General features: G+C 59.2%; 14 protein-coding genes. 5 read left to right on the top strand and 9 right to left on the bottom strand.

The genetic code is table 11. From position 1 onward, the window contains the following. Positions 1–48: 48 nt before the first annotated feature. Positions 49–3,222, bottom strand: coding sequence for an EAL domain-containing protein (locus tag EV281_RS07295; RefSeq protein ID WP_132653206.1), 3,174 nt, complete (start codon positions 3,220–3,222; stop codon positions 49–51). 246 nt (positions 3,223–3,468) lie between these two features. Here EV281_RS07295 and EV281_RS07290 point away from each other — a divergent pair, with 246 nt between their 5' ends. Further along, positions 3,469–3,729 carry a DUF1344 domain-containing protein gene (locus EV281_RS07290; protein ID WP_132652343.1) on the top strand — a complete coding sequence of 87 codons (261 nt, stop codon included), beginning with the start codon at positions 3,469–3,471 and terminating at the stop codon, positions 3,727–3,729. A gap of 24 nt (positions 3,730–3,753) precedes the next feature. Here EV281_RS07290 and EV281_RS07285 read toward each other — a convergent pair whose 3' ends face one another. From EV281_RS07285 to EV281_RS07270, 4 genes are all read right to left on the bottom strand, one after another. Then, entirely contained in the window at positions 3,754–4,344 is a 591-nt protein-coding gene (locus EV281_RS07285; protein WP_132652341.1) for a histidine phosphatase family protein, read from the bottom strand. Positions 4,345–4,372: 28 nt separating this feature from the next. Then, positions 4,373–5,191: an enoyl-ACP reductase FabI gene (gene fabI, locus EV281_RS07280; RefSeq protein WP_112573377.1), complete on the bottom strand. Its 819-nt coding sequence runs from the start codon at positions 5,189–5,191 to the stop codon at positions 4,373–4,375. Between the two features lie 122 nt (positions 5,192–5,313). Beyond that, complete coding sequence (locus EV281_RS07275) at positions 5,314–6,495, bottom strand: DnaJ C-terminal domain-containing protein (RefSeq protein WP_132652339.1); 1,182 nt, start codon at positions 6,493–6,495, stop codon at positions 5,314–5,316. Between the two features lie 287 nt (positions 6,496–6,782). Then, positions 6,783–7,241 carry an RT0821/Lpp0805 family surface protein gene (locus EV281_RS07270; protein WP_132652337.1) on the bottom strand — a complete coding sequence of 153 codons (459 nt, stop codon included), beginning with the start codon at positions 7,239–7,241 and terminating at the stop codon, positions 6,783–6,785. A gap of 63 nt (positions 7,242–7,304) precedes the next feature. Here EV281_RS07270 and pdxH point away from each other — a divergent pair, with 63 nt between their 5' ends. Beyond that, positions 7,305–7,925 carry a pyridoxamine 5'-phosphate oxidase gene (gene pdxH, locus EV281_RS07265; protein ID WP_132652335.1) on the top strand — a complete coding sequence of 207 codons (621 nt, stop codon included), beginning with the start codon at positions 7,305–7,307 and terminating at the stop codon, positions 7,923–7,925. A 4-nt stretch (positions 7,926–7,929) separates the two neighbouring features. Here pdxH and EV281_RS07260 read toward each other — a convergent pair whose 3' ends face one another. Continuing rightward, entirely contained in the window at positions 7,930–8,964 is a 1,035-nt protein-coding gene (locus EV281_RS07260) for a polysaccharide deacetylase family protein (RefSeq protein ID WP_132652334.1), read from the bottom strand. A 234-nt stretch (positions 8,965–9,198) separates the two neighbouring features. Between EV281_RS07260 and EV281_RS07255 the strand changes: the two genes are divergently transcribed. Beyond that, positions 9,199–10,488 carry a D-alanyl-D-alanine carboxypeptidase family protein gene (locus EV281_RS07255; RefSeq protein ID WP_132652332.1) on the top strand — a complete coding sequence of 430 codons (1,290 nt, stop codon included), beginning with the start codon at positions 9,199–9,201 and terminating at the stop codon, positions 10,486–10,488. Between the two features lie 62 nt (positions 10,489–10,550). Further along, complete coding sequence (locus EV281_RS07250) at positions 10,551–10,856, top strand: MazG nucleotide pyrophosphohydrolase domain-containing protein (protein WP_132652330.1); 306 nt, start codon at positions 10,551–10,553, stop codon at positions 10,854–10,856. Between the two features lie 11 nt (positions 10,857–10,867). On the opposite strand, the gene EV281_RS07245 is transcribed toward EV281_RS07250, so the two are convergent. The 3 genes from EV281_RS07245 to EV281_RS07235 form a co-directional block, all read right to left on the bottom strand. Beyond that, a complete protein-coding gene (locus EV281_RS07245) occupies positions 10,868–11,365 on the bottom strand; it encodes a GNAT family N-acetyltransferase (RefSeq protein WP_132652329.1) in 498 nt (165 codons plus the stop codon). A gap of 11 nt (positions 11,366–11,376) precedes the next feature. Then, positions 11,377–12,792, bottom strand: a complete 1,416-nt coding sequence (gene tldD / locus EV281_RS07240; RefSeq protein WP_132652327.1) for a metalloprotease TldD — start codon at positions 12,790–12,792, stop codon at positions 11,377–11,379. A 79-nt stretch (positions 12,793–12,871) separates the two neighbouring features. After that, on the bottom strand, positions 12,872–13,534 hold the full coding sequence (locus EV281_RS07235; protein WP_184327216.1) for an invasion associated locus B family protein: 663 nt from the start codon (positions 13,532–13,534) through the stop codon (positions 12,872–12,874). A gap of 314 nt (positions 13,535–13,848) precedes the next feature. Between EV281_RS07235 and coxB the strand changes: the two genes are divergently transcribed. Then, positions 13,849–14,742 carry a cytochrome c oxidase subunit II gene (gene coxB, locus EV281_RS07230; RefSeq protein ID WP_132652323.1) on the top strand — a complete coding sequence of 298 codons (894 nt, stop codon included), beginning with the start codon at positions 13,849–13,851 and terminating at the stop codon, positions 14,740–14,742. Positions 14,743–14,755: the final 13 nt, after the last annotated feature.

The raw sequence follows: 14,755 nt of genomic DNA, 5'->3' as shown, positions 1-14,755 counted from the left end.
ATAAAGGGTAAGAGCATTTCCACGTTTCGAAGAAGAATCGGAACGCTCTTAGGAAGCCAGCAGCCAGGCCGTCCCGCGCGCTTCTATGGCGAAATCGTCGAAGGAAAGAGGACGTGCGAAAGCATAACCCTGCAGGAGATCGCAGCCGAGCTCGCGCAGCAGTTCGGCATGATCAGGTGTCTCGACGCCCTCGGCCACCGTCTCGACACCGAGCGAGCGGGCGATCTCGATGATGGAACTGACGAGTGCGCGTTCCTGCGAGGAAGCGACGATCGGCTGCACGAGCTGCCGGTCGATCTTCAGCCGCTTCGGCTTCAGTTTCAGCAGCGAGACGATCGACGTGTGGCCGGTGCCGAAATCGTCGACCTCGATATCGATGCCGAGCGCCTTGATCCGTTCGAGGTTCTGCGAGACCACGTCCTCGCTTTCGTCGAGGAAGATAGATTCCACCAACTCGAAGGAAATTTCACCGGGGCGGATCTGCAGGTCGTTCAATGATTCCAGCAGGCTACCATCGTGCAGGCGCCGCGCGGAGACATTGACGGAGACTTTCGGCACGTAGATGCCCTGTGCCGCCCAGCGCATCTTGTCGCGTAGCGCGGTTTCCAACACAATGCGGTCGAGCGTTTGGACGACATTGATCTCGTCGGCGATGCGCAGGAATTTGTCCGGCGTCAGCAGACCCCTGGAAGGATGGCGCCAGCGCACCAGCGCCTCGACGCCCGTCAGCTTCATCGAGCGGGCACAGAATTGCGGCTGGTACCAGGCCGTGAACTCGTCGTTGTCGATGCCCGCCAGAATCTCGTCGGCCATGCGCTTATTGTTGATGACATCGGCCTGTAGGTTCTGGTTGAAGAATTCGAAACGGTTACGGCCGAGCCTCTTGGCTCGGTAAAGTGCGATATCGGCGTTGATCAGTACTTTGCGGGCATCGACATGAACACCGTTCGCCAGTGCGATGCCGATCGAAACGCCGCAGCGGCAGGAGAAGCCCTGGAAGTCGATCGGTTGACGCATTTCCTCAATGATGCGGCCTGCAAGCACCGCCATCTCCTCGTCGCCTACCTCGAAGGAGAGGATGACAAACTCGTCGCCGCCGATACGCGCGACGACATCGCTGTCACGCACATTTCTGGAAAGCACGCGTGAAGCATGCACCAGCATCGCGTCGCCGGCGGCATGACCCAGCGTGTCATTGATTTCCTTGAAGCGGTCGAGGTCGATATGCAGGATTGCGAATTTCTGTCGCTCCCTGCGACCGGCATCCGTCAGAGTTTCCAGCGCGATGTCGAGTTTACGGCGGTTGGCGAGCGAGGTCAGCGGGTCGTGGAGGGAATTGTGCTCGATCCTGGTCTTGGCAAGCTCCAGTTCGATGTTCTTGGCGATCGCCTCGTCCTTCGCGGCCTTGAGGCGTAGCGTCATCAACGCGTCCTCGGTCGAATCGAAGGCGATACCGATGATCTTCATCTCGCCGGTCGGCGTGCGATGCACCTTGCCGACAGAACGTACATAGCGGAAGCCGCCATCGTCGTCCGGCACGCGGCAGACGAGTGTATGGGTATCCCCGAGCCGTTTGAAATGCCGCGCGCTTTCGAGCGCCAGCCCGCGATCATCGGGGTGGATGCAGGAGAGCCAGGCGTCTTCGGTCACGAAGGCGTTGCTCTGCTTGAGTCCGTAGAGCTCGTGCATGCGTTCGTCCCAGATCGAGCCGGGTCTGCCGAGAATGGCTTCCCAGATGCCGCACTGATAGGAATCGAGTGCTAGGTCGAGCTTGCTAGACAGTTCGGAAAGCTCCGCCTCACGGCTTGAAAGCTCTTCTAACGCAAGTTCCAACTCGGCATTTTTGAGCTCGCTTGTTTCCTTGGCGAGACGGAGTGTGCTGGTGACCTGTGCATCTGCTGTCACGTCCCAGACGATACCGATCGTTTTCCCGGTGCCGCCGGCATCCGTGTAGAAGGCTCCGACAGAACGCAGATGACGAATGCTGCCGTCTTCCCGCATCACTCTGTATTGCGCGGCGCAGGCTTCGCCTGCGATGCTGCAGCCGAAGACGTGAACCTCTGCGATTTCGCGGTCTTCGGGCACGATCGTTGACAGCCACATGTCCTGCGACCGAGTATCCTCGATCGCCTCGAGGCCGTGAAGCGCGGATGCGCGCGCATCCCAGGAAAGGCTGGTGGCGTTTTCCGGCAGCTCCCAGATGCCGATCCGGGAGGATTCGAGCGCCAGATTGAGCCGCTGCGATAGTTCCAGGAGCTTGGCCTCGCGCGTTTCGAGTTGCATAATATTGCGATTGCGTTCGCCGAGCAGCAATGTGGCGAAGAAGATCGGGATAATGATCACGCAGCCCGCGGCGACAATGATCAATCGCAGTTCAGACTGATTGTCGGGGACGGCATTCCAGCCTGTGTTCGGAACCGCCGCCAGTTCCCATCGTCCGCCTGCGAAGTTGATTCTGCGGCGGAGCGGATTCTTCTCGTAGATATTGGAGGGACCGAAGAAGGGCGCGTCCGTTTCATCCGGAACCCCAATATCGCGCACCGCGATCGAGAGATGGTCGAGATGTGGATAGCGCTCCTGGTTTTCACTGTTGCGTGCGGGCTTGAGGCCTGTCGCCTCGTAGAACATGTCCTGATCAATAACCGCCTCGACCGCGCCCCAGACGCGGCGCTGGCCGTTCTCCTTGACGAAAACGGGAAAGAAGATCGCAAAGGCGTTTTCTGCATCCGTCGTTTTGAAGGGACCGTAGAAGCGGGCCGAATGGTCGCCGGTATTGCGGTTGATCGACATGCGTTGCATCAGCACTTCCCGCACATCCTTGCCGATCCGCTCTTTGCCGGATTGCGCGGGATAGACCGACTTGACGATGAAATCAGGCGCAACTGCAATATGAATGAAATGCGGGTTCTGGATCAGCAGCCAGTTGATCTGCCGCTCTATCTCCACGTCGTTCGTTTGCGTGCTGAGCGAAACCAGGTTGGAGAGATCGCGGACGGCGGTGATATCCATGTTGATCTGCGCCATCATGCGGGCGCGGATCAGGTTCGTCTCGTTTGCGGTTCGGATTTGCAGCTCGCGCAGATGCGCATCGGTATTCGCCCTGTCGAGTGCAAAGCCGACGGCAATAACGACGACGGCTACGAGGGCGGAAACAAGCAGCGAAATACGCGTATTCTTCAGAACACGCCGCAGCCGGTTGCTGTTGCTCCGCTGGAATAGCAAATCATCCACCCCCACATTCGCGTTGACCTTATTGTGCAGGGGTTAATTTACGATTGCGCGCATTCGGGACTGCTAAATCACGTAAATAGAGAGAAAAATACAGTGAATAGAGCCTCTTGATTATCCGTAAAATCCTATTCATCAATTGGGCGCCGAAAGCCATTCTTCCGGGCAATTTTCGCCATATTCAGGAGTTTATCTGTGGCCAATCGATATCAACGGCAGCGTTTCAAAGGGATTGCCGACATGCGTTTCGTTATTGCTACGCTTCTGGCCACGGCAAATTTTCTTTCGCCCATGAGCGGCTTTGCTGAGAGCGCTGATGTCGAGGCAACGATCAAGAAGGTCGACACGACCAATCTTGTCTTGACGCTGGACGATGGCAAGACCTATCAGGCGCCGGAGGAGTTCGATTTCGAAGGCCTGAAGGCCGGCGTCAAGGTTGTGATCTTCTATACGGAGGTTGATGGCAAGCGTGTCATCAACGATCTCGATATCGTCAAGTAGGTCGCCACCGGCAGGCCGGTTGGACTAGAGCCAGCCGATCATGCTCTGCGACGTCTCGATCTTCAAAATCCGGTCCTGCGGAATTTCGCCCTCGGAAGCGACGTCCTTCGGCAAGTTGGAGATCATCTTAAACAGGCTTCTGATGACACCGCCATGGGTGACGCAGACCGTCGGCCGGTCGACAGAATTAAGCCATGCGCCGGTCCGCCACGACATGATCTCGTAGCTTTCCGCATCCTCGCCTGGCGGAATGAAATCCCACTTGTTGATGTTGCGTTCCGTGACACGCTCTGTCTGCGAGACCCTGAGCTGCTTGAGCGTATAGCCTTCCCAGTCGCCGAAGGAGACTTCGACCAGACGTTCGTCGGTGCGATATTCCTTGGGCGGGAGCCCCATGGCCGATCGCATGATCTCCATGGTCTCGCGCGTGCGCCCGAGAGGACTCGCAACGAAATCGAACTTGCTGTCTTCGCCCTTCAGGATCGCCGCAAGGGCGATCCCGTTCTGTCTTGCCTGCTCGCGGCCGATCGCATTGATCGGAATATCTTTCTGCCCCTGCAGGCGGCGCTCCGCATTCCAGTCGGTCTGGCCGTGTCTGATCACATAGATAAGCACGGGGATCGGCTCCGCTTGAGAGGACCTCTCAGTCCTTGATGACGGAAATATCAGGCGCGTCCACAGCCTTCATGCCGATGACATGATAGCCGCTGTCGGCGTGATGCACTTCACCGGTGACAGAGCGTGACAGGTCGGAGAGCAGGTAGAGGCCGACATCGCCGACTTCCTCGATGGTAACAGTACGGCGCAGCGGCGCGTTGTACTCGTTCCACTTGAGGATATAGCGGAAATCGCCGATGCCTGACGCGGCAAGCGTCTTGATCGGGCCTGCCGAAACCGCATTGACGCGAATATTCTTTGGTCCGAGGTCGACAGCGAGATACTTGACGCTCGCTTCGAGAGCAGCCTTTGCGACGCCCATGACGTTATAGTTCGGCATCACCTTCTCGGCACCGTAATAGGTGAGGGTGAGCATCGAGCCGCCTTCCGTCATCAGCTTCTCGGCGCGGCGAGCGACCGAGGTGAAGGAGTAGACGGAGATTTGCATCGTCTTGGCGAAATTGTCAGGCGTCGTATCGACGTAACGGCCGGTCAGTTCGTCCTTGTCGGAGAAACCGATCGCGTGCACGATGAAATCGATCTTGCCCCACAGCTTCTCGACATTTTCGAAGACGGCATCGATCGTGGATTCATCGCTCACGTCGCAGTGGCCGACCATGACAGCGCCGATTTCGGCAGCCAGCGGTTCCACGCGCTTCTTCAGCGCATCGCCCTGATAGGTGAATGCAACTTCTCCGCCCTGCGCATGAATGGCCTTGGCAATACCCCACGCAATCGAACGATTGTTGGCGACACCCATGATGACGCCGCGTTTGCCTGCCATGAGGCCGGATGCTTGAGCCATATTTCGCTTCCCTAGGAATTCTGATGATCCTGCCTATGGCATAGGCCGTTAATCGGTTCAAGCTTGCCAAAGATCATCAACTGTTAGGGATCGTAACAAAGGGTGCGATTGTCACCGAAATTTCACAAAAATAGCCCTTCACGCATGCTGCGCATGAGATCGGTGACTTTATCGTCCGGTTTTTCCCACAACATAATACGCAATTCTACGACGAGATCGCCTTTTCCGCCGTTGTCATTGGGCAGACCCTTGTCAGGAATGCGGATCGTCTTGTCGGAGCCGGACCAGGCCGGGACCGTTACATTGACCGGTCCTTGCGGACCGTCGATCCGCGCCTCGGTGCCGAGCACGGCATTCTCGATGTTCAAGGGCAGCACCGCATGCACGTCGAAACCATTGACCGTGAAACGCGGGTCGGGTGCGATGTGAATATTGATCACCGCGTCGCCGCGCTGCATGCCCGGCAACTTGAAACCCTGTCCCTTGAGACGGATCTGGTGACCCTCTGTCGTGCCGGCCGGCAGGGCAAACCCTACTTCGCGGCCTTCCGGAAGCGAAACCGTCGTCCAGCTTCCCTTCATGATGTCTTCGATCGTCACGGTTGCGGTTGCTACCTCGTCCGGAGCTTTCTCAAGACCCGGCTGGCCGGCGCCGGTGAAGCGGCGCACAAGCGAGGTGAGCAGGCTGAGCGGCAGGGACATGTTGGAGCCCCCGGCAGCGGAGGCCTCCATATGTTCGTCCTCAGCCTTGGCGGGTTCGGATTCAGTGGTTTCCTGTTCTGGCTGCTTGGCCGACTCATCTGTGTGCGGCTTGGCCTGCGCCTGCTGTTGTGATTGTGCCTGAGATTGGGCGCCTGCGGCGCGGGCTGTCTGCGCGCCGAAGATGCGTTCGACCATTTCTTCGGCGGCTTCGGTAGTGCTCGCCTGCTGCTGTTTGGCACCTGCCGCGGCGGCCTTCTGCGCATAGGCGTTGGCACGCGCAAGCTCCTCCATTACCCGCTCGGCGTTCGCCTGCGCGGCCTTAGCGCGAGCAGCCGCCTCGCGGGCTGCCTGCCGCTGCTGCATGATCGTTTGTTCCTGCTTCTTGGCTTCGGCCATGCGCAAGGCATTGTCGAACAGGTTGCGCTTCTTCGGATCCTTCAGCGTCTCATAGGCGCGGCCGATCTCGGCAAAACGCGCAGTCGCCGTCGGGTCACCTTGATTGTGGTCAGGATGCACGGCCTTTGCCATATGACGCCAAGCCGCCTTGATTTCATCCGCTCCCGCGTCACGCGTGACGCCCAGAACCTTATATGGATCGCGCATTGTTTGCACCGCCGCTGTCGCAATCCGGGCGACATGTTCCTCGTGGCCGTTCCCGGAAATCGAAATGTCAACTCATGACGCGCCGTTCGGTCCGCTCAGGCGAAGAAGGCACGCTCGTCGGTCGATCGTGCGAGAGAGTTACTAATCACTTCTTATTTCTTGCAGCTGATAAGCGATGTTTTGTCGCGAATGGTTAGCCTTTCGCTAAACATTAAGGCGAATCAGCGCGGCCGTTAACCCGGACGTGTCAGGGCGCGTATCTCTCCGAAACAAGCGAAAAGACGGGGTCAGCTTTCAGGCTGGAAGCTCAGAAGCTGCCAGTTGCCGCCGCCGACAAGGCAGGTCTTGCCGTAAAATTTGGCGATGCCGACATAGGAATGGCGCGTCGTGCGGAATTGGCGGCAGACCTGTCCGGCGTCATTGTTCTCGACAATCGTCTCGATGACGCCAGCGCTGCCGGTCGAGGCATTGGCCCAGGGGAGGGGTTGCCCCTCGAGCTTCTGGATATCGGCGGATGTGACGGCATTGCGCACCGTCATCTCGTCGGAAAGCGTATCGGTACTGGGAGCAGGCTGCGGCACGGTGCCGGTCGCGACCGAGCGGTCGACCTTTGCCGAGCTCAGGAAATCGAATCCTCCGCCGACGCAGCCGGAAAGTGACAGAATCGCGATACCGACGATGGAGAGTCTGAGGCTGCGGCGCAGCGAACCCTTTGTATGGCGATGTGTCTTTGCTATGACTTCCACCCTGTGTCCTTCCCCAGCGTCAAGGGCTGGGTCAGCTTAATAAACCGCGGGATTTGAATTAATATGTCGGCAAACGGGTTAACAGGTAGTGACTTTACTGAAAGTGAGGAGCCCTTCAAGCTCTTCGGGGACTGGTTGAAAGAGGCGGAGGCTTCCGAAGTCAACGATCCCAATGCTGTCGCCCTCGCGACGGTCGACGAAGATGGGCTGCCCAATGTCCGCATGGTTCTCCTGAAGGGTTTCGATATCAACGGATTCGTCTTCTACACGAATTTCGAGAGCCAGAAAGGTCGCGAAATTTTGGGACAGAAGAAAGCGGCCATGTGTTTCCACTGGAAAACGCTGCGCCGTCAAGTGCGTGTCCGCGGTCCTGTCGAAATCGTGACCGATGCCGAAGCCGACGCCTATTTTGCGACCCGCGCCCGCGGCAGCCGCATCGGCGCCTGGGCTTCCAAGCAGTCGCGCCCGCTCGAAAGCCGTTTTGCCCTGGAAAAGGCCGTTGCCGAATATACGGCGCGGTACGCGATCGGCGAGATTCCGCGCCCATCGTACTGGTCCGGCTTCCGGATACGCCCGACCTCAATCGAGTTCTGGAAGGACCAGAAATTCCGCCTGCACGATCGTATCGAGTTTCGTCGCCCAACACCGGAAGGCGCTTGGGATAAGGTGAGAATGTATCCCTGATCCGCTATTTTCCAAGCAATTTCAAGGGAATGCCCGAAGCTAGCGCCGAAACGTAGCGCGGCTTCTGGTAAAAGCCGTTAAGCGAGATGCGCGGCATATAGGTGGCGCGGCTCGCGGTCGGGAAGCCAGGCTGCGTTGTGACCGCAACGGCAAAGCCGAGATCTGCCGCAAGATCTGCTTCGCGGCCCGTCGCAGCCTCCGACGTGCCATAGGGAAAGGCGATTGTCCGGGGACGAATGCCAGTGATCGACTCGACATAATCGGCCGAAATTTCCATCTCGATCCGTGCTTCCGCCTGCGGCAGGCGGGCGAGCGCCCGGTGGCTAATCGTATGGGCGCCGAGATTGGCGAGCGGGCTTGCCGAAAGCCTGCGCAGTTCCGGCGGCGCCATGACCAATTCCCGGGTAATGTCTGCCGGCTCGATTCCGTGGCGCCGGGCCAGCGCATCCACCGCCAGAATGGCACGACTTTCGTCCTGCCTGTGGATAAACTCGGCAAACCGGTCGAAGGCGTCCCATTTTTGGACTGGCGTGTCGAGCGCCAGTCGCTCTCGCCCGCGGCCGAAGTCGAACTCGATGCTGTTCTCCCTATCGAGCAGCAGCGCCAGTGTTTCCCACCAGATGCTGTGTGAGCCCTCGGCAAATCCTTGCGTGATGAAAACGGTAAAGGGCGCCTGATGTCGTTCGAAAACGGGCAGGGCATGGGCGAGATTGTTGCGATACCCGTCATCCAGCGAGAAGGCGGCGAACGAACGTTCGTCCTGCCGGTCCGACAACAGGGAGGGCATGGCATCGAGCGGTACGAACCGATAGCCGTCCCGCTTCAGCTGCCGAAGCGCTGCATCCAAAAATTCCGGCGTTATTTCAAGATGTTGGTTGGGCTTAAACGGCCGCGTAATATGAGGACGCACATGATGGAGTGTGAAGATGACAACGCGTCCACGGGCCTCTTTCATGAGCCCTGTGGCATTCGCCAGCCATGCCGCTTCCAGCCCGCCACCGATCGCCATGCGCTTCAGACGCCGCTTCCACTGCCCCATTTTTTCCCATGACCCCGCTTTGTAATCGTGTCACACAGGCTACCAGTGCCGCCGTTAAACCTTACTGAATTCTGCCTGGAGAATGGCTTCTTTATCGGTCGTTAACCAAGCAAAACAAAAGCTTGGAAAAAACGTGGGCGTTGCCGCAAAGTCGCGCCAGACTGTTGGCATGTGTCGCAATACGGGACATAACTCCGGTTGCAGCGCGTTGCCGGATATAGTGAGGGGAAGTGCATGAATAGGCTTTTGGCTGCCATTTTGACCGCGATGCTGGCGCTTTCTGCACCCGTCCTGGCCTTCGCGGGCAGCGCTTCCTTGGTCCTCGATGCTCGCACCGGCAAAGTCCTCGCGTCCGAAAACGCCGATACGCTGAACCATCCGGCCTCGCTCACGAAGATGATGACGCTCTACCTGACTTTCGAGGCGCTCAATCGCGGCAAGCTCACCTGGGATACGCTAGTCACGATGTCGAAATATGCGTCGTCCCGCCCGCCGACGAAGCTCGGGGTGAAGCCGGGCGGAACGATCACCGTGCGCGAGGCGGTTTATGGTATGATCGTCAAATCTGCCAATGACGCTGCCGCCGCCATGGGTGAGAAGCTTGGCGGTTCGGAAAGCAATTTCGCCAGGCTCATGACCCAGAAGGCCCGTCAGCTCGGCATGAGCCGTACCACCTTCGTCAATGCATCTGGCCTGCCGGACAAGCGCCAGATCACGACGGCGCGCGACATGTCCACGCTCGCTGTGGCGCTGATGAAGAATTATCCCCGCGAATATCGCCTCTTTTCCATTGCGAGCTTCAATTTCCGCGGCCAGACCATTCGCGGCCACAACAATCTCATGTATCGCTACCAGGGCATGGACGGCATCAAGACCGGCTATACGAATGCCTCCGGCTTCAATATCGTCAGCGCCGTAAAGGACGGTAACCGTCGCGTGGTCGGCGTGGTGCTCGGCGGCCGCACGGCTCGTAGCCGCGACGCCCAAATGGCAGCACTCCTCGATCGTTATATCGGCCGGGCATCCTCTTCCGGTGGCGCCAAGCTGGTCGCAAGCATGAATGCCAAGGAGCAGGTCGAAGTAGCCTCGGCCGCTGATAATACCGATGTTCCGATGCCGGTGAGTGCGCCCCGTGCGGCAGATGAAGCCGCACCACCCGCGCCGAAGGCGCTCGGTTATGCCGATGGTGGCGTTATCCCGCTGGAACGTCCGGCTGCAATGGACGAGATCATGAATGCCGGCAAGGCGACGAAAGCGCCTATTGGCAAGGCAGGCGGTTGGCAGATCCAGATTTCTGCTGCCCCGAGCGCCGATGCCGCCCGCGCACTTCTTGCGCAGGCTCAGTCCGAGGCCGGTGCGCCGCTGGTTTCCGCCTCGCCCTACACCGAAGCTGTCGGCAAAGGCGCCAACACGATCTATCGCGCCCGTTTCGTCGGCTTCCAGAGCAAAGAAGACGCGACCTCTGCCTGCGATGCCCTTAAAAAGCGCTCCTACGACTGTATGCTCCTGCCGAACCAGGGCTGAACTCTCCGCTCTGGACAATATCCGGGAATCAGCGCTCTCCTTGTAAACAAAAGGAGAACATCATGCTGCAGCGTCTCGCCGACCAGTTCGAGACCTCATCTTCGAACTACGCCGCCGCCAACGGCATCGAGCGCGATGCCGATTGGTTTCTGCTGAAACTGCAAGAGGAGATGGGTGAACTGACCCAGGCCTGGAACCGCCTGACCGGTCGCGGCCGCGCCAAGGGCCGCTCGCCTGAGGAGATGGAACGCGACCTTGCTGACGAGACCGCCGACATCCTTGGCCACGTGCTGCTGTTCGCCCGTCGCCACGACATCGATTTGGCGGCGGCCATTGAACGGAAGTGGAAATTCAGGCCGGACACCTGATCCGCTGCTGGTCAGATGGCTGCGATTTTGCGCCGATAGAACTTGCTGTCTACAGCCATGCGGGGGAATGCGCGCGGCAGGTCTTTAGCGAGAATCTCGGCAAACCCGTTCTTTTCGTAAAACCGATGCGCAGCCACGAACTTGTCGGTCGTGCCGAGGAAGATATCGGTCACACCGACGTCGCCAGCATGGGCAAAGAGGGCTTCGAGCAGCCGGGCGGCGACGCCGTGCTCGCGGCCCCTGACCTCGGTCGCTACAAACATCTTCCGGAGTGCCGCCTGATTATTGCCGATATCTTTGAGGCCGATTGTGCCGACAATGACACCGTCTTTCACCGCAACCCAGAACTGACCTTTGCCCGATTGATAAAAGTCGGGAATGACTCGCAGATCGGGCTGTGCGTCAGCGGTGATGTCGATGCCGAATTCCTCACGCTGGATCGGCAGGATGACTGAGATGACGCTATCGGCATCGTCTGGGACAAAGGTTCTGATTTCGATTTCGACCATGACAGCATGCCTCAGGCCTGTGTACCGCCGACGGTGACCTGATCCATGCGCAAATGCGGCTGGCCGACGCCGACAGGTACCCACTGGCCCGCTTTGCCGCAATTGCCGATGCCGGTGTCGAGCTTCATGTCGTTGCCGATCATGGAAACACGCTTCATGGCATCCGGGCCGTTGCCGATCAGCATGGCGCCCTTGATCGGCGCACCAATCTTGCCGTTTTCGATGAGATAGGCCTCGGTGCAGCCGAAGACGAACTTGCCGGAGGTGATATCCACCTGACCGCCGCCGAAGGAGACGGCATAGATGCCCTTCTTCACCGAGGCTATGATCTCTTCCGGCGTCTTGTCGCCGCCGAGCATATAGGTATTGGTCATGCGCGGCATCGGCACATGCGCGTAGCCCTGGCGGCGACCATTGCCGGTGGGCGCCATGCCCATCAGCCGGGCGTTCTGTCGGTCTTGCATATAGCCGACGAGCTTGCCGTTTTCGATCAGCACATTATAGGCCGAAGGCGTGCCTTCGTCGTCGATCGTGATCGAGCCGCGGCGGCTGTCGATCGTACCGTCGTCGACGACGGTTACGCCCGGTGCTGCCACCATCTGGCCCAAAAGGCCCGCGAATGCGGACGTCTTCTTGCGGTTGAAATCGCCCTCAAGACCGTGCCCCACGGCCTCATGCAGCATGACGCCCGGCCAGCCCGAGCCAAGCACGACATCCATCGTGCCTGCCGGCGCATCGATCGCTTCGAGATTGATCAGCGCCTGACGCAGAGCCTCATCAGCACCATGCTGCCAGCTTCCGGCCGCAATGAAATCGCCGAAGCCGATGCGACCGCCCTGGCCGTAGGAGCCGCTTTCCTGCCGGTCACCCTCACCAACCATGACGGAGATATTGATGCGAGTCATCGGCCGGATGTCTTTCACGCGATGACCATCGGCGCGCAGGATGTCGACCACTTGCCAGCTTGCCGCGACCGAAGCCGTGACCTGCCGCACCTTATCGTTTTTGCCGCGTAGATAGGCGTCGATATCCGTCAGCAGCTTCACCTTCTCCTCGAAGGTTGGCGAGCCGATCGGGTTTTCATCAGTATAAAGCCTGCGATTCGTGCCCTGGGGTGCCGCCGCGTAAGAGCCGGAATAGCCGCGTGTTACGGCACCGACAGCATCGGCTGCCCGCTTCAGCGCCGAGACGGAAAGATCGCCCGCGTGCGCATAACCGACAGCTTCACCGGCGACCGCGCGCAGGCCAAAACCCTGTTCGGTGTTGAAGCTGCCACCCTTGAGGCGGCCATTATCGAAGGTTAGCGATTCCGCCTGCGCGTGCTCGATGAAGAGCTCTCCATCATCGGCGCCGGAAAGCGCCTCGGCGACATGCTTGCGCATGGTGGCTTCATCGGCGTCGAAAAGCGTCAGGAGATCGGTGTTCATAGTCTTTTTGCTCCGCAAGAGCGGGAATGCTCAATAGCCGATGTAGGTCTGTTGTATTGCGTGAGCAAGCCCCGACGCATCAGGGCAGGGCGTCGTAGCCTTCCGCGAAGCCCTTGAGATCGACGGGGATGCCGATGCCTTCTTCCGGTGTCTGGAAGACGATGAAGGTTGCCTGCGCGCCGCTGCGGAAGGTCTTGAGCAGCTCGTCCTCGAGAACGACCTCGGCGTAGCAGCCATCGGCAAAGCAGCGCACGAAATAGGCGCGGCCGATATCCTTGCCATCGACGTTGAGGCCGAGGCCATTCGGCAGCAGCACGCCGAGGGGTGCCAGCACGCGCAGGATCTTCGACTTGCGGTCGGCCGTCTTCAGGACGACGACGGAGAGGCCAACTTCCGGCCGATCTTCGGCTATGACGTTCTGCATCAGCGCGCATTGCTCGGTCGAGGCACCGGCCGGCTTGTCGCAGACCACGGACCATGCGCCGTGGTTGGAACGGACCGTACCCGGAGCCTGAGGCTGTGTCTGGCCGGGCGTGACCTGGTCGACGTTCGGCGTTGTGGGGGGAGCAGGCTGTTGTGCCGGTGCGGGCTTCGGGGCCGGTGCGGCAGGGCGCGACTGCGCGGGTGTCGACGGCTGCTGCGCAAAAAGGGGGCTCGTCGCGGCGGTCGCGATGCCTGCAGTCAGAATAAATGACCGCGCGAGGGAACGGAAACCCATGAAAACCTCTGGATATCGAATCATTGCCGCTATTTGTGAAGCTGCCCACGAAAAATGAAAAGCCCCACCCCGTGAAAACCGGGGGACTGCGGCAGAAATAGGACCTCCTCAAAAGAATGTGCCGCGAGCGGATTGGCCCCAAAGCGTGTTTTTCGTATGCTGATGAAAAGCTTGCAATGTTTTGCCACGGCTGACGATGCGGCCCTGGAGCAAAAATGCCGCATAGACAATTGCTTCTGCCTGTTGCGGCGGATGCCAAACTGTGGTTTGAAGCGCAGAAGATGGCAAGGATTCTGTGTCCGATTTGATGCAGATCAGCGCTCGAGGGAGATTACAAGGTGATAAAGAAGGCTTTTGCAGCTCTGACCGCGCTGGTCTGTCTGCTTTTTGCTTCCGGCACGTATGCCGATCAGCCGATGCCGTGGCAGGCTACCCTGCAACCGGCAGCGACGCCGATCATGCGGGAGATTCATTGGTTCGAACAATACACGCTGTGGTTCATTGTACCGATCACGCTGTTCGTTCTCGTTCTTCTTATCGTCGTCTGCTTCAAGTTCCGTGCTTCCGCAAACCCGGTTCCCTCCAAGACGAGCCACAACACGCTGATCGAAGTCATCTGGACTGTGGGGCCGGTTCTCGTGCTTCTCTTCCTCGCGGTTCCCTCTTTCAACCTGCTCACGGCGCAGCTGACCCTGCCGGAAAACCCTGATGTGACCATCAAGGCGACCGCGACCCAGTGGCAGTGGAATTATGAATATGAAGGTTCGGGCGAAACGCCCGTTGCCTTCGACTCCTACCTTCTGAAGGACCCGGATCGCGCCGCTGCCGGCAAGACCGATCTCTCCGTCTATCCGCGCCTGCTCGCCGTCGACAACGAAGTTGTCCTGCCGGTCAACAAGACCGTCCGCGTTCTCGTCACTGCCGCGCCGACCGACGTTATCCACGCTTTCGCCATGCCGTCCTTCGGTATCAAGATCGACGCCGTTCCGGGCCGCCTGAACGAGACCTGGTTCCGAGCCGAGCGCGAGGGCCTCTTCTATGGCCAGTGTTCCGAGCTTTGCGGCAAGGACCATGCGTTCATGCCGATCGCAATCCGCGTCGTCTCCGAGGACAAGTACAAGCAGTGGCTGACCACGGCCGCCACCGACTTGCCCGGTGCCTACAAGACACTGATCGCCGCTACCGATGGTTCTGCAAAGACCGTCGATGTCGCTGAAAACGTCGCAAAGTAAGATAGGGGATCGG

Origin of the sequence: Rhizobium sp. BK418, assembly GCF_004341105.1 — a bacterium.
GTDB lineage: Bacteria > Pseudomonadota > Alphaproteobacteria > Rhizobiales > Rhizobiaceae > Rhizobium.
Note: the sequence above shows the minus strand (reverse complement) of the source record. Positions and strands in the feature narration are given on the sequence as shown.